The sequence below is a fragment of the Kitasatospora sp. NBC_00374 genome (assembly GCF_041434935.1).
Classification (GTDB): domain Bacteria; phylum Actinomycetota; class Actinomycetes; order Streptomycetales; family Streptomycetaceae; genus Kitasatospora.
In genome coordinates this window covers 3,469,663-3,490,691 of record NZ_CP107964.1, presented here as the reverse complement: position 1 = coordinate 3,490,691, position 21,029 = coordinate 3,469,663, and the positions used below count along the sequence as shown (strand labels likewise).

Below are 21,029 nucleotides of genomic sequence, written 5' to 3'. Positions count from 1 at the left end.
ATCCTGCCAGGCGGTCCGGTGGCGGCCCGTCAGGCCTGGTGCTGGCGTCGGTCCTCGTGCCGGGCCTGCCGGCCGGGGGCGGCGGTGCCGTACTGGTTCATCTCCACCAGGCCCGGCGTGTAGAGGTGGATGGAGACGGCGGGCTCCAGCGCGCCGTTCACCACCTCGTGCAGGTAGCCGGCGGAGAACACGCGCTGACGGCCGGGGGCGAGCACCCGGGTGCCCTCGCCGGCGTCGGTGAGCGAGCGCTCGACCAGTTCGCCCTCGACCACGGTCATCACGCCCGCGGACTGGCCGTGGTCGTGGAAGCCGCTGCTCTGGCCGGGCAGCCAGCTGAGCAGCCAGACCTCGTAGCCCGGGCCGGTCTCCAGCCGGGCGTACCAGCGGGTGAGGGCGTCGTAGCGGACCAGTGGGGCCCAGCGGTCGCGGTCGGCGGCGATCTCCCGGACCAGCTGCGCGTAGCCCGCCACCGTGGTGGGGTGCTGCGGCAGGTCGGTGCGGGCGAGGTGCGGGAAGGCCAGTGGGTCGCCGGCGATGGAGACGTCGCTCAGGCCGTCGGCCCAGCGGGCGGCGGTGGACCGGGGGGTGGCGGTGGGCCGGGTGGCTGCCGGGCTCAGAAGCTTGGCGCGGTCCCGGTTGCGCTTGCGGATACGGGGCATTCGCACGGTCGATAGTCCTTGGATCGGCTGGTTCGGTGGGTCAGCCGGGTCCGCGGAGCTTACGAGGGGGACTGTCGCGCGGGCGGCCTCTGGCTTACCTGGGCGGCGCGCGGTGGGACGCGAGCGCCTAGATACAGCAGGAACAGAGGCGACAGCAGAGCGAGTTCGCGGCACGACGGATGGCGGCCTGGCGGCGGCTCCGGTGGGCGGCGAACTCTGACATGTGAGCAAGGAGACCGCAAGAGGGGTGACAGTGTCAACCCGAGCTGGCGGACATTCAGGTCACATCTCCACCGAACCACCGGATGGGGTGATAAATCACCCTCTATGTTTCGATGCGAAGATCGCCGGGAAGGCAGCCCGGTGACCAGGCAACCGCGCTCGGGCCGCAGGCGTCTCCTCCTCCGGGAGGGGGCCGGGCCGGTCGGTATTGGCGGTGCGTCGGCCCGCAAGCGGTTCTGGGGCGATATGCCATCCGTCGCTACGAATGTCCGGGTTGTCCAGATATGTACACTATTCGTAACGGCTTGGTTCCGGGGAGTGAATCCTTGGCCCAATACCAGAGCTCGGCTTGACTGGGCCAGAGTGACGCAACTGTAATTTCACTCGTGTCGTTCCGCCGCTCCGGGCAACGGCAACCACGGGGACGCCAAGAGGGGCAGAGGAGGCGCGCCAGATGAGCGAGCTCTTTGAGCTTTTGATCGGTGAGGGCATCGAAGAGGACGAAGAGGAACTCGGCTGGCAGGAGCGCGCGCTGTGCGCCCAGACCGACCCGGAGTCCTTCTTCCCCGAGAAGGGCGGCTCCACCCGCGAGGCCAAGAAGGTCTGCCTCGCCTGCGAGGTGCGGTCCGAGTGCCTGGAATACGCGCTCGCCAATGACGAGCGGTTCGGGATCTGGGGCGGGCTCTCCGAGCGCGAGCGCCGCCGGCTCAAGAAGAGCGCGGTCTGACCCGGGCCGGACCTCCCGGGCGGTGGCCCCCGGCCCCGCACCCGTGGCAGCGCCTCACCCCAGCGGTGGGGCGCTTTCGCATACCCGTACGCCTTTCGCAGCCACATCTTCACCAGGACCGGGAGCACCGCGGCCACCCTGAGCCGTTAGTGTGGTGCGCCATCCGGATGCCCGGCATCCGGCATGCGCTGCGCCACCCGTGCCCGGACCAACGGCCCGCCCGGGTGGCACCGCACACCAACCGCCCTCCCACCGGAACCGGGGCCCGCGCACTCGATGACCGTCTACAGCCACCAGAGCGGCTTCGCCGCCGCCAGGCCGCCCGCGTACCCGCGCCACCTCGTCACCGCCGTGATCGTCTCCCACGACGGTGCCCGCTGGCTCCCGCAGGCGCTGGCCGGGCTGCTCGGCCAGGACCGCCAGGTGCAGCGCATCCTCGCCGTCGACACCGGATCCACCGACACCTCCCCGCAGCTGCTGCAGGACACCCTGGGCGACTGGCTCCCGGAGAGCGGCCCGCTGGTGCTAGGCCGCCGGGCCGGCTTCGGCACCGCCGTCGGCCAGGCGGTCTTCAACAGCCCGCCGCTGCGCGCCGAGGACCTCCCGTACAGCCTCGACCCCTCCGGCTACGACCCGGTCACCGGCGGCTGGGACGACTACGGCGACCCGCTCGGCCACGAGGACGACCTGGGCCGGGGCGGCCCGCGCGAGACCCGGCCGGTCGAGTGGCTGTGGCTGCTGCACGACGACTGCGAGCCGCAGACGGACGCGCTGCGCCGGCTGCTCCAGGTCGCGGACTCCACCCCGACCGCCGCCGTGATCGGCCCCAAGCTGCGCAGCTGGTACGACCGCCGGCAGCTGCTGGAGGTCGGCGTCACGATCGCCCGCTCCGGCCGCCGCTGGACCGGCCTCGACCGCCGCGAGCAGGACCAGGGCCAGCACGACCAGGTCCGCCCGGTGCTCGCCGTCTCCACCGCCGGCATGCTGGTGCGCCGGGACGTCTTCGAGGAGCTCGGCGGCTTCGACAAGGCACTGCCGCTGATGCGCGACGACACCGACTTCTGCTGGCGGGTCAACGCCGCCGGCCACCGGGTCGTGGTCGCCCCCGACGCCGTGCTCCGGCACGCCGAGGCCGCCAGCCGCGAGCGCCGCGCCATCGACTGCGGTCCCGACCACCCGCACCGGGTGGACAAGGCCGGCGCCGTCTACACCCTGCTCGCCAACACCCGCGGCGTGCTGCTTCCGTACCTCCTGCTGCGGCTGGTGCTGGGCACCCTGCTGCGGGTGATCACCAACCTGGTCGGCAAGGACCCCAAGCAGGCCTTCGACGAGATCGCCGGCCTCGGCCACGAACTGATCCGGCTGCCGCGGGTGCTGCTCGCCCGCAAACGCCGCAAGCGCACCCGCGCAGCCGACCCCGGTGACGACCGCTCGCTCTTCCCGGCCCCCGGCGCCACCGCCCGCCTCGCCGTCGAACAGGTCATCAGCTCGCTCGGCATCGGCGGCAGCGAGGACCCGGGCGCGGGCCGGCACGGCTCCGTCGAGTCCGGCCCCGGCGACGACGACGCCGACGACCTGGTGGTCGAGCAGTTCACGCTGGTCAAGAAGCTGGCCAAGCGGCCGGCACCCCTGCTCTTCACCGCGCTGCTGCTGTTCGCGCTGGTCGCCTGCCGCAGCCTGATCGGCTCCGGGCTGCTCCAGGGCGGTGCCCTGCTGCCCGCCTCCGACGGCGCCGCCGGCCTGTGGCGGATGTACGCGGACTCCTGGCACCCCGTCGGCAACGGCTCCACCGCTGCCTCCCCGCCCTACCTGGCCGCGCTCTCCGCCCTCTCCTGGCTGCTGTTCGGCAACGCGAACCTGGCGCTGACCCTGCTGGTCGTGCTCGCCATCCCGCTCGCGGCGGTCAGCGCCTACCTGGTGTCCCGCCCGCTGATCGAGTCCAAGCTGGTCCGCGCCTGGGCCAGCGCCAGCTACGCCCTGCTGCCCGCCGCCACCGGCGCGCTCGCCCAGGGCCGGATCGGCACCGCGGTCCTCGCCGTGCTGCTCCCGCCGCTGGCCCGGGCCGCCGCGATCAGCGCCGGCCTCGGCATCCGCAAGGAGACGGCGGCGAAGGGCGCCCGCCCCGGCTGGCGGTCCACCTGGATGACGGTGCTGATGCTCACCCTGAGCACCGCCTTCGTCCCGCTCGCCTGGGCGATCGCCGTGCCGCTCTGCCTGGCCGCCCTGGCCTTCGCGGTGCTGCGCGGCGGCGCGTACGGCTCCGGCGGTGAGGCGCTGCGCCTGCTCGGCCTGCGGGTCCTGGTGATCCTCGGCGTGCCGGTGCTGGTGCTCGCCCCGTGGTCGCTGCACGTCCTCGCGCACCCCTCCCGGCTGCTGCTGGAGGCGGGGGTGGCCGGCTTCAACGGCCCGTCCGCCTCACCGCTCGGCCTGGTCCTGGTCAACCCCGGCGGGGCCGGCGTCCCGCCGGTGTGGCTCTCGGTCGGCGTGGCGGTCGCGGCCCTCGCCGCACTGCTGCGCGCCGACCGCCGCCGGGCGGTGCTCGCGGCCTGGGCCGCGGCCGGCGCCGGCCTGGTGTTCACCGTCGCGGTGGCCGGCACGGCCGTCACCCCGGCCTCCGGCGGCCCTGCCGCGGCCGCCTGGGCGGGCCCCGCCACCCTGCTCACCGGCGTCGCCCTGCTCGCCGCCGCGGCGATCGGCGCCGACGGCGCCAACGCCCGCGTCTCGGGCATCGCCTTCGGCTGGCGCCAGCCGGTCGCCGCCGTGGTGGTCGCCGTCGCCGCCCTGGCCCCGTTCGGCACCGCCCTCTGGTGGGCCGTGGCCGGCGCCGACGGCCCGCTGACCCGCAGCGCGCTGCCGCAGGTCCCCGCGTTCATCGCGGAGGAGGCCGGCAGCAGCGACCGCGCCCGCACCCTGGTGCTGGCCGGGCCTGCCGACGGGTCCACCGTCTCGTACGCTCTGGTCCGCGGCGCGGGCCTGACCCTCGGTCAGGCCGAGGGCACCGTCGAGGCCGCCGCGGGCGGCGACCTCACCAGGCTGACCAGCCAGCTGCTGGCCGGCTCCGGCGGCGACCAGGCGGCCGCCCTGGCCGGCTACGGCGTCGAGTACATCGAGGTCAAGGACCCGATGATCGCCAAGGTCCGGGACGTGCTGGACACCACCCCCGGCCTGACCCGGCTCAACCAGGGCAACGGCGTCGCGCTCTGGCAGGTCACCGGCGCGCCCGGCGCCCGGGCCGTGATCGTCACCCCGAAGGGCGTCCCGGTGGCGCTGCCCGCCGGCGAGCACGACATCTGGACCGAGCTCCCCGCGGGCCCGGCCGACCGTCAGCTGCGCCTGGCCGAGCAGGCCGACCCCGCGTGGCAGGCCACCCTCGACGGCAAGCCGCTGGAGCCGGTCACCCTGGACGGCTGGGCCCAGGGCTTCAAGCTGCCCGCCGAGGGCGGCCGGCTCGACGTCACCCGCGAGTCGAGCCTGCTGCACACCGGCTGGATCGCGCTGCAGCTGCTGCTCGGCGTCACCGTCCTGGTGCTCGCCCTGCCCGGCCGCCGCAACCACAACGACGACGACCTCCCCGAGGAGGTCGCCGCCGCCCAGGCACTGGCCGCCGCCGTCCAGGCGCAGGCCCCCGCCCCCGGCAGCCGCCGGGCCCGCCGGATGGCCGAACGCGGGGAGGGCGAGGGCGAGGCCGAGACGGGGATCTACGCCACCGTCCCGCAGCAGGCGGGCGGCGAGCCGGAGCCCGTCGAGGCGTTCACGCCCGAGACCGAGCAGTACGCGGACCCGTACCAGGCCGATCCCTACCAGGCCGTGCCGTACCCGTCCGACCCCTACCAGGGCGGCGACCCGTACCGCAACGACCCGTACCAGCCCGCCACGGACCCGTACGGCTACCAGGCCTACCCCGAGCAGCAGCCGGTCGGTGGCCCGTACGCCCAGGGCGGGCAGCCCGGCGCCGACGGCCAGTACCCCGAGGGGCAGTACCCCGACCAGTACGGCCAGTACGGCCAGTACGGCTACGACCAGTACCCGGGCTACCCGGCCGAGCCGGGGCAGCAGCCGCAGCCCGGCTACCCGCAGGCGTACCCCGAGGGCACCGACCCCTACGGCAACGGCGGTCACCCGCACCACCACGGATCGGGGAGCTGACCCGCGATGAAGAAGCCCAGCCTCAAGGCGCCCAAGCTCACGGCCCCGGCGCTCAAGAAGCCCGAGTTCGCCGTCGGCGCGCTGTCCGGCGGCAGCCGCACCGGCCGGTCGCTGCTGGCCGGCGCCGCCGTCCTCGGCGTGGTCCTCGGCATCGCCGAGCTGCGTCCCCCGGTCGCCCCGGCCGCGGCCGGCACGGCGGGCGGCGCCGTCACCGCCCAGGTCGAGCGGACGTCCCTGGTCTGCCCGCAGCCCCTCCACGGCGTGACCGGCACCACCTCGTACACCGCGTACACGCCGCTCGGCGCCTCGGCCACCGGGGGCGGCGGGGCGCTCAACGACGTCACCCCGCAGGCCGCCGGGGCCGCCGCCGCGCCCGCACCGGCGCCCGCCGCCTCGGGCGCCCCGGCCGACGCTCCGGCGACGGGCGCCGAGGCCCGGCTGCCACTGGGCAAGGCCGGCGTCCCCGTCACCGGTCCGGCCCAGAACGGCGACCTCGCCCCCGGCACCGCCGCCGTGGCCGCCGGCGCGCTCGCACCGGGCTTCGCGGTCACCCAGACCACGACCGTCACCGACCCGCAGTCCCTCGGCCTGTCCGGCGTCACCTGCGCGGCCTCCGGCACCAGCTTCTGGTTCTCCGGCGCCAGCACCACGCCCGGCCGGGTCGACTACGTCAGCCTGGTCAACGCGGAGGCCGGCCCGGCCGTGGTCGACCTGCGGCTCTACGGCCCCAAGGGCGTGATCGAGAACGACGCCGCGAACGGCATCGCCATCGCCCCCCACACCTCCGACGCCCTGCGGCTCAGCTCGGTGGCGCCGGGCGTGGACGACCTCGTGGTGCAGGTACGGGTGCGCAGCGGCCGGGTCGGTGCCGGCCTGCACGCCGTCGACAGCGGCAAGGCCGCGGACTGGCTGCAGCCCTCCGTGCCGCCGGCCCCCGAGGCCGTGATCCCCGGGCTGCCCGCCGACGCGTCCGGCGCCCGGCTGGTGGTCGGCGCGCCCGGCGAGGACGACGCCGACCTGAAGGTCCAGATCTCCGGCAAGAACGGCTGGTTCACCCCGGCCGGTCACGAGACCGTGCACGTCAAGGCGGGCATGGTGGAGGCCGTCGACCTGGGCCAGGTCACCCGCGGCGAGGTCGGTGCGATCCGGCTGACCCCGAGCGACCCGGCGCACCCCACCCCGGTGGTCGCCGGGGTCCGGGTCGACCGCGCCAAGAACGGCAAGTCGGATGCCGCCTGGCTGTCCGGAGCGGCCCCGGTCGGCGCCCGGGCGAGCCTCGCGGACAACCGCGGCGGCGGCCAGAGCCAGCTGCTGCTCACCTCGACGGGTGAGCAGGAGGCCAAGGTGCGGGTCACCTCCTCCGCGGGCAGCGGCGGCGGCACCCCGGCGACCAAGGAGCTGTCCGTCCCGGCCGGCGCCACCGTCGCCCTGGACGTCCCCGATCCGGCCGGCCTGAACGGCGTCTTCAGCCTGACCCTGGAGACGCTCTCGGGCGGCCCCGTGGTGGCGGCCCGGATCCTCACGATCCCGGCCAAGGACGTGCCGATGTTCACCATCCAGGAGTTCGCGGACGACCACAGCACGGTGCGGCTGCCGTACACCCAGGGCGACCCGGGCGTGCTGCTGCGCCGCTGACGCGGCCACTCCGAGCCGGCCGACGGCCCGCCGCCCGACCCCGGCGGCGGGCCGTCGGCCGGCTCGTCGGTGCTCGGCGTCAGTCCTCGCCGTACCGCGGGTCGATCGCGTCCGGGGACAGCCCGAGCAGCTCGGCCACCTGCTCGATCAGCACCTCGTGCACCAGCGCGGCCCGGTCCTCGCGCGACTTCGCGCGGATCTCCACCGGCCGGCGGAAGAGCACGATCCGGCTGCGGCGGCCCTTCGCCGCCGGAATCACCCGCCCGAGGGGTACGCCGTCGGGCTCCGGCTCACCCTCGGCGGGTACCGGGACCTCCAGGACGGCGAACTCGACCTCCTCCAGCTGCGGCCAGCGCCGCTCCAGCCGCTCGACCGACTCGCGGACGTAGTCGTCGAAGACCTCGGAACGGGTCAGGGAGATCGGCACCTGCGGCGGCGCCAACGGCCCGCGCAGGCCGCGGCCGTGCCGATCACGGTGCCGCGAGCGGCGCGGCGGTCCGGCCGGGGACGCCGGGGGCTGGGGTGCGGAGCTGTCCATATCAGAGTCGAGCGTAGCCCTTGGCCGCCCGGAAGTGGACCATTCCGACACCCCGTGTGACGACGACACACCGCGTGTACCGGGGGGCGGGTCGTCGCGGCCTGGACGGGAGTGCGGTACCGTCCACCCTCGTGAGCTCTGTACGTCGTTGTTCGCGGACCGCGTGCGGCCGACCGGCCGTCGCGACGCTGACGTACGTCTACGCGGACTCCACCGCCGTGCTGGGGCCGCTCGCCACCTACGCCGAGCCGCACTGCTACGACCTGTGTGCCGAGCACGCCGAGCGGCTCACCGCGCCCCGCGGCTGGGAGGTCGTCCGGCTCGCCGCCGACGTCGGCCCGCTGCGCCGCAGCAGTGACGACCTGGAGGCGCTGGCCAACGCGGTCCGCGAGGCCGCCCGTCCGCAGGAACGTTCCCCGGACCGCACGCCCCGTCAGGGCCGCCCCGGCGCGGGCGACCAGGGGGAGTCTGGGCGCCGCGGCCACCTTCGGGTGCTGCGCTCGCCCGACAACTGACCGCCCTCCGGCACCACTCGGCACGATCGGCCCCTCCCACTGCGGGTACGCTGCCCTTTCGTCCGAGCAGACACACATCAGGAGCAGTCAGGTGCGGGACCTCAAGCAGCTTGTGAAGGCCTACGACGTCCGGGGTGTGGTGCCGGACCAGTGGGACGAGGCCTTGGCCCGCGCGTTCGGCGCGGCGTTCGTCCGGGTGGTGGGTGCGTCGGCGATCGTGGTCGGCCACGACATGCGGCCCTCCTCGCCGGGTCTGACCCGGGCGTTCGCCGAGGGCGCCGCCGCCCACGGCGCGGACGTGGTGGAGATCGGCCTCTGCTCGACCGACCAGCTGTACTACGCCAGCGGCAGCCTCGACCTGCCCGGCGCGATGTTCACGGCCAGCCACAACCCGGCCCAGTACAACGGCATCAAGCTCTGCCGCGCGGGCGCCGCCCCGGTCGGCCAGGACACCGGCCTGGACGAGATCCGCGAGCTGGTCGAGTCCTGGCTGGACGCCGACGGCGCCGTCACCGTCCCGGGCTCCGACGCCACCCCCGGCAAGCTCAGCTCCCAGGACAGCCTGGCCGGGTACTCCGCGCACCTGCGCTCCCTGGTCGACCTGACCGCGATCCGCCCGCTCAAGGTGGTCGTGGACGCGGGCAACGGCATGGGCGGCCACACCGTGCCGACCGTCTTCGCCGGCCTGCCGCTCGACCTGGTGCCGATGTACTTCGAGCTGGACGGCACCTTCCCCAACCACGAGGCCAACCCGCTCGACCCGAAGAACCTGGTCGACCTGCAGGCCGAGGTGGTCAGGGTCGGCGCCGACCTCGGCCTGGCCTTCGACGGTGACGCCGACCGCTGCTTCGTGGTGGACGAGCGCGGCGAGCCCGTCTCGCCGTCCGCGATCACCGCGCTGGTCGCCGCCCGCGAGATCGCCCGCGCCCGCGCGGCCGGCGAGGACCGCCCGACCGTCATCCACAACCTGATCACCTCCTGGACCGTCGCCGAGGTGGTCGAGGAGCTCGGCGCCGAGCCGGTCCGCACCCGGGTCGGCCACTCCTTCATCAAGCAGGAGATGGCCCGCACCGACGCGATCTTCGGCGGTGAGCACTCCGCGCACTACTACTTCCGGGACTTCTGGCGGGCCGACACCGGCATGCTGGCGGCCCTGCACGTGCTCGCCGCCCTCGGCGGCCAGGACGGCACGCTCTCCGAGCTGACCGCCCGCTACGACCGCTACGCAGCCTCCGGTGAGATCAACTCCACCGTCGCCGACCAGCGGGCCCGGACCGAGGCCGTCCGCGCCGTCTGGGGCGACCAGCCGGGTGTCACCGTCGACGAGCTCGACGGCCTCACCGTCGCGGGCGGGGACTGGTGGTTCAACCTGCGCGCCTCCAACACCGAGCCGCTGCTGCGCCTCAACGTCGAGGCCAAGGACCCGGCCCGGATGGCCGAGGTGCGCGACGCCGTCCTGGCCCTGGTCCGGGCCTGACGGACCCGGCGGAAAGATCGCCGAGGCGCTGACTGCGCGGGTGCCCCGGCCGGTAGTGTGGCTATCGGTCGGGGCACCGCCGTACCCGCCCCCCTCCGCACGAACCTGGAGCCCAACGCCATGAGCCTGCCGTCCTCCCTGCTGGAGATCCTGGTCTGCCCGCAGTGCCACGCCCCGCTGACCGAGAGCGGCCAGGGCGAGGAGCACGAGCTGCGGTGCACCGGCGAGAGCTGTGGCCTGGTGTACCCGGTCCGCGACGGCATTCCGGTGCTCCTCCTGGACGAGGCCCGCCGCCCCTCCTGACATTCCGTCCGGTCACCCGCTGGAGGCCAGCCGCATGCTCGACGAATCCCTGCTCGACGACCCGGCCGCCCTGCTGCGTGGCGACCGGCAGCACGCACTCCTCTCGCTGGCCGCGGTCGGCGCCCGGATCCGGATCGCGGCCCGGCTCGCCGATGCGGCCGGCCTGGCGGGCCTGCGCCCCGAGGGGCGGCCCCGGACGGTCGTGGTGGCGGGCAGCGGAAGCGTCCTGACCGCGGGGGCGGTGCTCACCGCCCTGGCGGTGCCCAACTGCCAGGTCCTGCCGCTGCCGCCAGCCGAGTCCCGGCCGGCCGGCCCGGTCTTCACGGCCGGCCTCGGCTGGCAGCTGCCCGGCTGGGTCGGCCCGCTCGACCTGGTGGTACTGGCCTCCTCCCAGGGCATCGAGGGCGGTCTGATCTCGCTGGCCGAGCAGGCGTACACCCGCGGCTGCGCGATCGCGGTGATCTCGCCCGAGAACAGCCCGCTGGCCGAGGCCGCCCTGCAGGTCCGCGGCCTGCCCCTGCCGTACGCGCCGAGCACCGTCGAGGACGGCGGCCAGCCGCGCGCCGACGAGCCGGACCTGCCGACCGAGGACCCGGCCGCGCTCTGGGCCTTCCTGACCCCGCTGCTCGCGCTGGCCGAGCGGACCGGCGTCACCCAGCTCCCGCCGGGCTCGCTGGAGGCCGCCGCCGACCGGCTGGACGAGGTCGCCGTCCGCTGCCGCCCGGACGCCCAGGCGTACACCAACCCCGCGAAGGCGCTGGCCGCCCAGCTCGCCGGCACCGTCCCGCTGGTGTGGGGAGCCGGTCCGGTGACCGGCGCCGCCGCCGAGCGCTTCGCGACGGTGCTCGCGGACCGAGCGGGGCTGCCCGCCCTGCCCGGCCTGCTGCCCCAAATGCTGGTCGCGCACCGCGGGATGTTCGTCGGCCGCCTCGGCGGCGGCTCCGACCGGGAGGACTTCTTCCGCGACCGGGTGGACGAGCCCGAGGCACTCCAGCTCCAGGTGGTGCTGCTGCGGCACACCCCCGGGGTGGAGGAGCTGACCGAGGCCGGCCACAGTGTGACCCGCGCCCGCCGGCTCGCCGACGCCCACGAGGTCCGGCTGACGGAGTTCACGTCCAGCCTGGAGGACCCGCTGCAGGCACTGGCCGAGCTGGTCGGGCTGACCGACTTCGCCGCGGTCTACCTGGGCCTGGCCGGCTAGGCCACGGCCCGGGCCCGGCTACGGCGCGTCCGCCGGGGTCGCGCCGTCGGCCGGCTCGGCGGCGAGCGGGAGCAGCACCCGGAAACGGGTGTCGCCCGGCTCGGAGCGGACCCGGATGTCCCCGTGGTGCTTGTTGACCACGATGCGCCAGGAGATGTCGAGCCCGAGCCCGGTGCCCTCGCCGACCGGCTTGGTGGTGAAGAACGGCTCGAAGATCCGGTTCCGGATCTCGTCCGGCACCCCGGGCCCGGTGTCGCCGAACTCGACCAGCACCTGGTCGTGGTCGCGCGCGGTCCGGACGGTGAGGGTGCCGGATCCGGCCATCGCGGCGAGCGCGTTGTCGATCAGGTTCGTCCAGACCTGGTTGAGCTCCCCGGGGTAGGCGGGGATCTTCGGCAGCGCCAGGTCGTAGTCGCGGACCACCGCCACCCCGGACGGGATCTTGCCGGCGAGCATCAGCAGCGTGCTGTCGAGCAGCTCGTGGACGTCGACCACCCGGTGCGGGGCCCGGTCCAGCTGCGAGTACTGCTTGGCGGCGCCGACCAGCACCGAGATCCTGGTGGTGGAGTCCTCGATCTCGTTCATCAGCAGCTCGGTCTCGACCGTGTAGTGGAGCCACCGCAGGGCGCCCTCCAGCCGGTCGGCGCCGACCGTGGTCTCGACCCGGCCGAGCCAGTCGGTGTCCAGGCCCGCCTGGACGAAGGCCGGGCCGAGCTGCCACCCGTCGGCGATGCCCCGCTCGTCCAGCCAGTCGTCGACGGCGTCCTCGCGGTCGGCGGCCTCCAACGGGCCGAGCGTGACGGACTTCGCCGCGGCGACCTGGTCGACGGCGTCCTCCTGGAGCGTGATCAGGGCTTCCATGCCCTCCTGCGGGTACGCGCCGGTGGCGAGCGCGCCCAGCTTGTGGCGCATCCCGGCGACCCGCTCGCGCAGTGCGGCGGTGGCCCGCAGCGCGGCGGCCGCCGGGTTGTTCAGCTCGTGGGTGAGACCGGCCGACAGCGAGCCGAGCGCCAGCAGCCGCTCCCGGCGGCCGACCGCCTCCTGGGTGACCCGCGCGCCGAGGAAGAGCCCTTCGAGCAGGTGGACCGCCATCGGGAACCACTCGCTCATCAGCCGCGCGAACGACTCGGCCGACAGCACGAAGAACCGCGCCGGCGCCACCGCCCGCAGGGAGCTGGTGTAGAGCTGCGGCACCCGGTCGCCGAGGTACGCCTGGAAGGCCCCCGCGTACACCCCGCGCTGGGAGGTCCGGGTCACCTCGATGTCGTCCACGCCGACCCGTCTCGACAGCACGATCGTGCCGTCGAGCAGGACGTAGAAGCAGGTCGCGGGGTCGCCCTCGGCGTACACCGGGCCCGGCCCGGTCTGCTCCACCCGGCCCTCGCGGCACAGCCAGTCCAGCTGGTCGGCGGTGAGGTGCTCGAACAGGAAGAGGGTGCGGAGCTCCTCGGCGGAGCAGCCGGCCGGCGGCGGGGTCACGGTGGTCACAGCCTCTCCAGGTACCGGTGCACCAGCATCACGGCCATGGCGCCCTCGCCGACCGCCGAGGCGACCCGCTTGGCGGACTCCGACCGGGCGTCGCCCGCCACGAAGACACCGGGGACGCTGGTCTCCAGGTGGTACGGCGCACGGTCCAGCGGCCAGGACCCGGGCGGGCGCCCGCCGGGCGACAGGTCCGGCCCGGCGACCACGAAGCCGCGGCCGTCGCGGATCACCACCCCTTCGAGCCAGTCCGTCAGCGGTGCGGCGCCGATGAACACGAACAGCCACTGCGCGTCGACCTGCTCGGTGCGGCCGGTCGCGGTGTCCCGCAGGGTGATCCGCTCCAGGTGGTCGGCGCCGTGGGCCTCGACGACCTCGGTGGCGGTCCGCACGCTGATCGAGGGCACCTCCGCGATCTGCTGGACGAGGTAGTGCGACATCGACCGGGTCAGCGAGTCCGCGCGCACCAGGACGGTCACCGAGCGGGCGCCCCTGGCCAGGTACACGGCGGCCTGGCCGGCCGAGTTCGCGCCGCCGACGATGTACACGTCGTTGCCCGCGCAGCCGGCCGCCTCGGTGAGCGCGGAGCCGTAGTAGACCCCGCGGCCGGTGAGCGCGGCCACGCCGGGGGCGTCCAGCTGCCGGTAGGAGACGCCGGTCGCCAGGATCACGGTGTGCGCGGCGATCGCGGAGCCGTCCGAGAAGCGCACGGTCCGCGACGCGCCGGTGACCTCCAGCCCGGTGACCTCGCGTGCGGTCAGCATCTCGGCGCCGAACCTGGCGGCCTGGCGCCGGGCGCGTTCCGTCAGCTGCGCGCCGGACACCCCGTCGGGGAAGCCGAGGTAGTTCTCGATCCGCGAGCTCTGGCCGGCCTGGCCGCCGGTCGCGGTGCGCTCGACCAGGACGGTCCGCAGGCCCTCGGAGGCGCCGTAGACGGCCGCCCCGAGGCCGGCCGGGCCGCCGCCGATGACGACGAGGTCGTAGAACTCCGCCGACGGGGTCGTCGCCAGGCCGACCCGGCGCGCGAGCTCCGTCCCGTCCGGCTCGACCAGGCACTCGCCGTCCGGGGTGACCACCAGCGGCAGGCGCAGGCCGTCCTCGCCGGCGGCCGCGAGCAGGCGCTGCCCCTCCGGTTCGTCCGAGGCGTACCAGCGGTAGGGCACCTGGTTGCGGGCCAGGAACTCCCGGACCTCCGAGGAGTGCGCCGACCACCGGTGGCCGACGACCTTGGTCTCCGGCACCGGGCGGTGGTCGGAGGCCAGCCAGGTCTCCAGCAGGTCGTCCACCACCGGGTAGAGCTTCTCCTCCGGCGGGTCCCAGGGTTTCAGCAGGTAGTGGTCGAGATCGACCACGTTGATCGCGTCGATCGCGGCGTCGGTGTCCGCGTAGGCGGTCAGCAGCACCCGCCGCGCCCCCGGGTAGACGTCCATCGCCTGTTCGAGGAACTCGATGCCGTTCATCTGCGGCATCCGGTAGTCGGCGAGGATCACCGCGACCAGGTCACCGCGCAGCTTCATCTCGTGCAGCGCGTCGAGCGCCGACGCCGCGGTCTCCGCACGCACCACCCGGTGCCTGCCGCCGTAGCGGCGCCGCAGGTCGCGGGCGACCGCGCGGGACACCCCGGGGTCGTCGTCGACGGTGAGGATCACCGCCCTCGGTGCCTCGCCGGTCTCAGCCATGGCCGTCCCTGCTCTCGCGTCGTCCGCCCGCTCCGGCCCCCGTACCCGGCCGGCCGGCCCCGCCGCCCCGAACCGATTCTCTGCCCGGGCGACCCGTCGCTGCCTCTCGGAGCGGCGGCCGGACGAAAGCCCGGCGCCGCCACCGGGATAATGTGCGCTCGACAAGCCACGGCCGGACTGCCCCGGCCCCGTCGGAGGGACCCGACCACAGCATGAGTACCGAAGGCGGCACCAAGGCACTGGTCGCGGCGCTGTCCGCGAACCTGGCGATCGCGGCCAGCAAGTTCGTGGCCTTCGCCTTCTCCGGCTCCTCCTCGATGCTCGCGGAGGGCGTCCACTCGGTCGCCGACTCGGGCAACCAGGTGCTGCTCCTGGTCGGCGGCAAGCGGGCGGCCCGCGACGCCGACGCCCAGCACCCGTTCGGCTACGGGCGTGAGCGTTATGTCTACGCCTTCCTGGTGGCCGTGGTCCTGTTCAGCGTCGGTGGTCTGTTCGCCTGCTTCGAGGGCTACGAGAAGATCCACGACCCGCACGAGCTGGACAACTGGTACTGGCCGGTGGGCGTGCTGGTCTTCGCCATCCTGATGGAGGGCTGGTCGTTCCTGACGGCCTACCGGGAGGCGGTCAAGGACAAGGGCACCCACGACTGGACCTCGTACATCCGCCGGGCCAAGGCCCCGGAGCTCCCCGTCGTCCTGCTGGAGGACACCGGCGCGCTGATCGGCCTGGTGCTGGCGCTGCTCGGGGTCGGCATGACGGTGATCACCGGCAACGGGATCTGGGACGGCATCGGCACCCTGGCGATCGGCATCCTGCTGGTGGTCATCGCGGTGGTGCTCGCGGTGGAGACCAAGTCCCTGCTGGTCGGCGAGTCCGCCAACCAGGACGTGGTCGCGCAGATCCGCGACGCCCTGGTCGACCACGACTCGGTCACCGACGTGATCCACATGCGTACCCTGCACGTCGGCCCGGAGGAGCTCCTGGTGGCCGCCAAGATCGGTGTGCACGCCGAGGACACCGCCGCCCGGATCGCCGAGGCCATCGACCTGGCCGAGGCCCGGATCCGGCGGGCCGTCCCGATCGCCCGGGCGATCTACCTGGAGCCCGACATCTACAGCGCCGAGAAGGCCGCCGCGGGCCCCGACCCGGAGGCCACCCCCGGCGGCCCCGGCCCCTCGGCGCACTGATCCGGCCACCGCCGCGACCGTGACCGGAACCGGGTGTGTGCGCCCCGGCGCACCGCCCGGTCGGTGTAGATTCGTCAGCAGAGCCAAACGTCGCTGCTGATGGCGGTCGGGCCGCGCCGTGGCGTGGGTCGAGGGAGAGAGGTCCTCCGACGGATTGTGCCGCAGCAGAGGGCCCTACCCGTGGCCGCTCTGCCGCTCAGCACACCCGTTCCCAGGCCCACCGCAGCGAGGAGCCCCCGCATGTCGTCGAACCCCACCGGTGACTTCAAGGTCGCCGACCTCTCCCTGGCCCCGTTCGGCCGCAAGGAGATCCAGCTCGCCGAGCACGAGATGCCCGGCCTGATGTCGATCCGCAAGGAGTACGCGGCCTCCCAGCCGCTGGCCGGCGCCCGCATCACCGGCTCGCTGCACATGACCGTGCAGACCGCCGTCCTGATCGAGACGCTGACCGCGCTCGGCGCCGAGGTCCGCTGGTGCTCCTGCAACATCTTCTCCACCCAGGACCACGCCGCCGCCGCCATCGCGGTCGGCCCCGAGGGCACCGTCGAGAACCCGGCCGGCGTCCCGGTCTTCGCCTGGAAGGGCGAGACCCTGGAGGAGTACTGGTGGTGCACCGAGCAGGCGCTCACCTGGCCTGACGGCCAGACCCCGAACATGATCCTGGACGACGGCGGTGACGCCACCCTCCTGATCCACAAGGGCGTCGAGTTCGAGAAGGCCGGCGAGGCCCCGGACCCGTCCACCGCGGACAACGAGGAGTACCGCCTCATCCTGGAGGTGCTCAACCGCACCCTGGCGGACTCGCCCGCCAAGTGGACCGAGATCGCCGCGACGATCAAGGGCGTGACGGAGGAGACCACCACCGGTGTCCACCGCCTGTACGAGATGCACCGCGACGGCAAGCTGCTGTTCCCGGCCATCAACGTCAACGACTCGGTCACCAAGTCGAAGTTCGACAACAAGTACGGCTGCCGCCACTCCCTGATCGACGGCATCAACCGTGCCACCGACGTCCTGATCGGCGGCAAGGTCGCCGTCGTCTGCGGCTACGGCGACGTGGGCAAGGGCAGCGCCGAGTCGCTGCGCGGCCAGGGAGCCCGGGTCATCGTCACCGAGATCGACCCGATCTGCGCCCTGCAGGCCGCGATGGACGGCTACCAGGTCACCACCCTGGACGAGGTCGTCGAGATCGCCGACATCTTCATCACGACCACGGGCAACAAGGACATCATCATGGCCTCGCACATGGCCCGGATGAAGCACCAGGCCATCGTCGGCAACATCGGCCACTTCGACAACGAGATCGACATGGCCGGCCTCGCCCAGCTCCCCGGTGTGGTGAAGACCGAGGTCAAGCCGCAGGTCCACGAGTGGCGCAAGGAGGACGGCCGCACCATCATCGTCCTCTCCGAGGGCCGCCTGCTGAACCTCGGCAACGCGACCGGCCACCCGTCGTTCGTGATGTCCAACTCCTTCGCGAACCAGACCATCGCGCAGATCGAGCTGTTCACCAAGACCGAGCAGTACCCGGTCGGCGTGTACGTGCTGCCGAAGCACCTGGACGAGAAGGTCGCCCGGCTCCACCTGGACGCGCTCGGCGTGAAGCTGACGACGCTCTCCCAGGAGCAGGCCGACTACATCGGCGTCCCGCTCGAGGGCCCGTACAAGTCGGACCTGTACCGCTACTGATCCGGTGACGGCCGCGCCCGGTACCCCTCCCCTCGTGGGGGTACCGGGCGCAGCCCGTTTGCGAGGGCGGACGGTCAGCCGAGCACGTCGGTGGTCCACCTGCTCTCGTCCGTGCCGAGCAGGGTGACCCGGTCGAGCCAGCCCTCCATGCCGCCCACCGGATCGAGCATCTCCACCTCCTGCAGCGGGGCCACGCAGATGTTGAGGCCGTTGCCGGTCCGGCAGGCGTGGGGTCCGACTCGCCCGGTCGGAAAGCCGGGCGGCACGCTCGGGGTGGCGGTGGGCCCGTCCGGAGTGATGTCGGTGACGAAGTACCGGCCGGGCCCGACGGAGAAGCCCATCGAGATGGACCACGGGGGTGCCCCCTGCCCGTCCACCCGCCGGTCGAAGCTGATCGACGAGAGCACCCAGCCGGGCGGTGTCGGGGCCACCTTGAACGGAAGCGGCACGGACAGCCTGCCGATGGTCGCGCCTTCGGCGATCCGGAGCATCACCTGCTCCTTGTCGGCGTGCACGTAGCTGCCCCGGAGCTGGGCCCACCGTTCTTCGGCCGTCTTCCAGCGCAGGACACCGGAGACCGCCTCCACCTCGGCGTTGGGCGAGACCACCCAGTACGCCTCCCGGCCCTGGACCGGCGGCGCCGGCTTCCGGGTCTGCGGGGAGCCGACCGGGTTCTCCCCGAGCGGCGGGTTCACCCCTTCCGGGTAGACGGACAGGTCGTAGAAGGCCCGAACTCCCGAACCGCTGCCCAGCGCCGACTCCTCCGCTCTGACCTGTGGGCCCTGCGGGCTGCCGGTCTGGTAGTGGAGTGAGCGGATCGACTCCGGCAGCCAGCCGAACATGGCGTCGACGGTGATCGGATCCCTGGTGCTGAACACCGCGGCGGTCTGGGACGCGACCGGGGCGGCAGGCCCGGACGCGGCTCCCGAACCGGACGGGAACGGGCCCGGCGGCGTCGGACTCACCGACACCTCGGCGGGCCCGACCGCGCTCGGCCCGCCCGGGGTCAGCGAGGCGAGCGCCACAGCGGTCACCACCACCGCCGCGACCGCGCCCACGACCGTGAGGCGACGGCGCCGGAGCATGGACCGCCCGCGCTGCCGGGCCCGGTCCACATCGACCCGGCTGGGCGGTGCGGGAGCCTCCGCGAGTTCGGTGAGCTCGGCGCTCAGCCGACTGATCCCGTTCATGCCCGGTTCCTCTCCGCGGCGGCGCGGGGGGTCAGCGACTGGCGCAGTGCGTCCAGCCCGCGCGAGGTCTGACTCTTCACCGTTCCGGTGGAGCACCCCAGCTCCTCCGCCGCCTGCTCGACCGTCAGGTCGCAGTAGTACCGCAGCACCACCGCCGCCCGCTGCCGTGGCGGCAGCCCGGTCAGCGCGCGCCGGACATCCAGCGACGCGTCCAGATCGGCCGCCGGCAGGACCACCTCCCGGCCGTCCGCGCCGACACTGGTCCGCCGCCACCAGGCCGTGCGCTGTTCGGCCAGGAACGTGTTGACGAGCACCCGGCGGGCATAGCCGTCCCGGTTCTCCACCCGGCCGGCCCGCGACCAGTGCGCGTACAGCTTGGTGATGCTCTCCTGCACCAGGTCATCGGCCCGGTGCCAGTCCGCGCAGAGCAGATAGGCCACCTTGCGCAGCCACCCGCCCCTGGAGGCCACGTACTCGGTGAACTCGGCGTCGCGGTCGCTCCCGCTCCGTCGCGCTGTCAAGGGCCCCCTCCTCCCTCGCCCGGCGGCGCTCGGATACGCCGTCCGCCTCCCTAATGCGGTCCGGGCCCGAGAAGGTTGCACGCGGACGGGCACGGATCCGGCCGGATCGATCGGTCCGCGTAGGCTTCGGGGCATGCCCAACGGCCGCTACTCGCTCCACGACACCCACGACCACGTCCTGCTGGGCGAGGAACGGTTCAGCTGCGCCCCCGGCCCGGCCGGCTGGCGCTACGTCTCCAAGACCTACGGCCCGGACGGCGGCACGATCGGCACCACCGACCTCACCCTCGACTCCCGCAGCCGCCCGCTCCGGCTCGAACTGCGGGCCGGCGGCTGGCAGGTGCGCGGCGGAGCGGTGGACGGTGTCGCCTGGGTCCGTACCGATGCCGCCGACCCGTCCGGCGAACACGCCGCCGAGGGGTACGACCGGGCGCACGCCTTCAGCGGCAGCTCGCCGGCCTTCCTGATCGCCACCGCGGGCCTGCTGCGCCTCCAGCCCGGCGGCAGCGCCAGGATCCGGCTGGTCGCGTTCACCGAGCCCGTGCTCGCACCTCGGACCTTCGACCAGGGCTGGCAGCTGGAGGCCGTCGAGACGCACGACACCGACAGCGGCCCGCTGCGGGTCGAGCGCTACCAGGTCGCCGACCTGGCCACCGGGGAGCAGCAGCTGGTGCACCTGGCCGGTGATGTGGTCCTCTCGGCACCCGGCATCGAGCTGGAGGAGCTGGCGTCCCCGCCCAACCGGTGGCCCGCCGAGTACGGCGGCTGATCGTCCGTCAGGCGGGCGGTGCGAAGCCACCCGCGGCGGGGGCCGGCCCGGGCTCCCGAGGCAGGGGCTGCGGGCCGGGCGCGGGGGTGGGAGTGGGTGCGGGAGCGGTCACCGGCTGGGGCTGCTGGTACTGGGCCGGTTGGTACGGCTGGTGAGGCTGGTACGGCTGGGGGTACGCCGCGGCCCGGGCCCACTCCCGGCGCTGGCGCTCGGTGAGCACCGCACCGAGGTACATGGCCGGCGAGACCCCGTACGGTATTGCGCGGCCGATGTGCGCCGTCAGGTCCGAGGCCAGCCGCTGCGCCATCCCGAAGGCCACCGCGGGGTCGAGCTGCTCGATCCGGCCGAGGTACTGGCGGATCGCCAGCCACAGCGGGTCCGGCACGGCGGAAAGGTCCATCGCCACCAGGTCGGCGCCCATCGCGTGCAGCAGCTGCGGCGGTACCTGCGGCAGCGCGCTGTGGGCACGGGCCGCGGCGGGCACCCGCTCGCGGATCACCAGGGTCCCGGCGAAGATGTCGCCCAGCCGCTTGCCCTCCGAGGAGATCAGCGAGGTGACCACGGCGGGAACGCCGGACAGCCCGAAGTCGACGACCCCGACCAGCCCGCGCACCAGCGCGTGGCGGAACCGCACCGGCCCGCCGTCCGTCCGCACCACGCGCAGCCCCAGGGCCAGCTTGCCGAGCGAGCGCCCCTTGGACAGCGTCTCCACCACGACCGGCAGGACCACCGCGTAGAACACGAATATCGAGAGCATGATCGCCGCGATCGCGGCCTCGTCGGCGTTGCCCGCCACCGCGATCGCGATCATCACGGTGATGATCCACGCGATCACCTGGACCACCGCGTCGATCAGCCGGGCCAGTGCCCGGCTGGGCAGCTTCGCCGACCTCAGCCCGAGGACGACCGCCTCACCTGTCACCAGGTCGCTCACAACACCCACCCGATCCGTTCTCGGCAGCCGGCCGGCCCAGCCCCCTGTGCACCCAGCGGCAAACAGTACGGGCACGCTCTCCGCCCCGGAAGACTGGTCCCGGTCCCGGCGGGCACGCGTGACGCGCAGCCGCGACGATCACCCGCGACGATCAC

Annotated in this window: 17 protein-coding genes; 10 read left to right on the top strand and 7 right to left on the bottom strand. The window is 73.9% G+C overall.

Going from position 1 to position 21,029, the window contains the following annotated elements; all coding sequences use genetic code 11:
- Positions 1–29: 29 nt before the first annotated feature.
- Entirely contained in the window at positions 30–665 is a 636-nt protein-coding gene (locus OG871_RS15540) for a cysteine dioxygenase family protein (RefSeq protein ID WP_371497365.1), read from the bottom strand.
- A 670-nt stretch (positions 666–1,335) separates the two neighbouring features.
- Between OG871_RS15540 and OG871_RS15535 the strand changes: the two genes are divergently transcribed.
- From OG871_RS15535 to OG871_RS15525, 3 genes are all read left to right on the top strand, one after another.
- On the top strand, positions 1,336–1,608 hold the full coding sequence (locus tag OG871_RS15535) for a WhiB family transcriptional regulator (RefSeq protein ID WP_145790473.1): 273 nt from the start codon (positions 1,336–1,338) through the stop codon (positions 1,606–1,608).
- Between the two features lie 276 nt (positions 1,609–1,884).
- On the top strand, positions 1,885–5,754 hold the full coding sequence (locus OG871_RS15530) for a glycosyltransferase (RefSeq protein ID WP_371497364.1): 3,870 nt from the start codon (positions 1,885–1,887) through the stop codon (positions 5,752–5,754).
- A gap of 6 nt (positions 5,755–5,760) precedes the next feature.
- Positions 5,761–7,389: a DUF5719 family protein gene (locus OG871_RS15525; RefSeq protein WP_371497363.1), complete on the top strand. Its 1,629-nt coding sequence runs from the start codon at positions 5,761–5,763 to the stop codon at positions 7,387–7,389.
- Positions 7,390–7,468: 79 nt separating this feature from the next.
- On the opposite strand, the gene OG871_RS15520 is transcribed toward OG871_RS15525, so the two are convergent.
- Positions 7,469–7,927, bottom strand: a complete 459-nt coding sequence (locus OG871_RS15520; RefSeq protein WP_371497362.1) for a metallopeptidase family protein — start codon at positions 7,925–7,927, stop codon at positions 7,469–7,471.
- Between the two features lie 131 nt (positions 7,928–8,058).
- Between OG871_RS15520 and OG871_RS15515 the strand changes: the two genes are divergently transcribed.
- The 4 genes from OG871_RS15515 to OG871_RS15500 all read left to right on the top strand — a co-directional run bounded on the left by OG871_RS15515 (position 8,059) and on the right by OG871_RS15500 (position 11,423).
- Positions 8,059–8,442, top strand: a complete 384-nt coding sequence (locus tag OG871_RS15515; RefSeq protein WP_371497361.1) for a DUF3499 domain-containing protein — start codon at positions 8,059–8,061, stop codon at positions 8,440–8,442.
- 91 nt (positions 8,443–8,533) lie between these two features.
- Positions 8,534–9,919 carry a phosphomannomutase/phosphoglucomutase gene (locus tag OG871_RS15510; RefSeq protein ID WP_371497360.1) on the top strand — a complete coding sequence of 462 codons (1,386 nt, stop codon included), beginning with the start codon at positions 8,534–8,536 and terminating at the stop codon, positions 9,917–9,919.
- A 120-nt stretch (positions 9,920–10,039) separates the two neighbouring features.
- On the top strand, positions 10,040–10,222 hold the full coding sequence (locus OG871_RS15505; RefSeq protein WP_371497359.1) for a Trm112 family protein: 183 nt from the start codon (positions 10,040–10,042) through the stop codon (positions 10,220–10,222).
- 34 nt (positions 10,223–10,256) lie between these two features.
- Entirely contained in the window at positions 10,257–11,423 is a 1,167-nt protein-coding gene (locus tag OG871_RS15500; RefSeq protein ID WP_371497358.1) for an SIS domain-containing protein, read from the top strand.
- Positions 11,424–11,441: 18 nt separating this feature from the next.
- On the opposite strand, the gene OG871_RS15495 is transcribed toward OG871_RS15500, so the two are convergent.
- Together OG871_RS15495 and OG871_RS15490 are read right to left on the bottom strand one after the other, a co-directional pair.
- Positions 11,442–12,902 (bottom strand): ATP-binding protein, encoded by a 1,461-nt coding sequence (locus OG871_RS15495; protein WP_371503323.1) that lies wholly within the window; start codon positions 12,900–12,902, stop codon positions 11,442–11,444.
- 5 nt (positions 12,903–12,907) lie between these two features.
- Positions 12,908–14,584 carry an FAD-dependent oxidoreductase gene (locus OG871_RS15490; RefSeq protein ID WP_371497357.1) on the bottom strand — a complete coding sequence of 559 codons (1,677 nt, stop codon included), beginning with the start codon at positions 14,582–14,584 and terminating at the stop codon, positions 12,908–12,910.
- A gap of 212 nt (positions 14,585–14,796) precedes the next feature.
- On the opposite strand from OG871_RS15490, the gene OG871_RS15485 reads away from it, so the two are divergent.
- Both OG871_RS15485 and ahcY read left to right on the top strand, forming a co-directional pair.
- Positions 14,797–15,771, top strand: coding sequence for a cation diffusion facilitator family transporter (locus OG871_RS15485; protein ID WP_371497356.1), 975 nt, complete (start codon positions 14,797–14,799; stop codon positions 15,769–15,771).
- Positions 15,772–16,011: 240 nt separating this feature from the next.
- On the top strand, positions 16,012–17,460 hold the full coding sequence (gene ahcY, locus OG871_RS15480) for an adenosylhomocysteinase (RefSeq protein WP_371497355.1): 1,449 nt from the start codon (positions 16,012–16,014) through the stop codon (positions 17,458–17,460).
- Positions 17,461–17,534: 74 nt separating this feature from the next.
- Here ahcY and OG871_RS15475 read toward each other — a convergent pair whose 3' ends face one another.
- Both OG871_RS15475 and OG871_RS15470 read right to left on the bottom strand, forming a co-directional pair.
- Positions 17,535–18,650: a hypothetical protein gene (locus OG871_RS15475; RefSeq protein ID WP_371497354.1), complete on the bottom strand. Its 1,116-nt coding sequence runs from the start codon at positions 18,648–18,650 to the stop codon at positions 17,535–17,537.
- Positions 18,647–19,171, bottom strand: a complete 525-nt coding sequence (locus OG871_RS15470; protein WP_371497353.1) for a SigE family RNA polymerase sigma factor — start codon at positions 19,169–19,171, stop codon at positions 18,647–18,649. Before OG871_RS15470 ends, OG871_RS15475 begins: the two co-directional genes overlap by 4 nt.
- Positions 19,172–19,304: 133 nt before the next feature.
- Here OG871_RS15470 and OG871_RS15465 point away from each other — a divergent pair, with 133 nt between their 5' ends.
- Entirely contained in the window at positions 19,305–19,940 is a 636-nt protein-coding gene (locus OG871_RS15465; RefSeq protein WP_371497352.1) for a hypothetical protein, read from the top strand.
- 7 nt (positions 19,941–19,947) lie between these two features.
- Here the strand turns inward: OG871_RS15465 and OG871_RS15460 are convergent, their stop codons facing one another.
- Positions 19,948–20,874, bottom strand: a complete 927-nt coding sequence (locus tag OG871_RS15460) for an RDD family protein (RefSeq protein WP_371497350.1) — start codon at positions 20,872–20,874, stop codon at positions 19,948–19,950.
- Between the last annotated feature and the right edge of the window lie 155 nt (positions 20,875–21,029).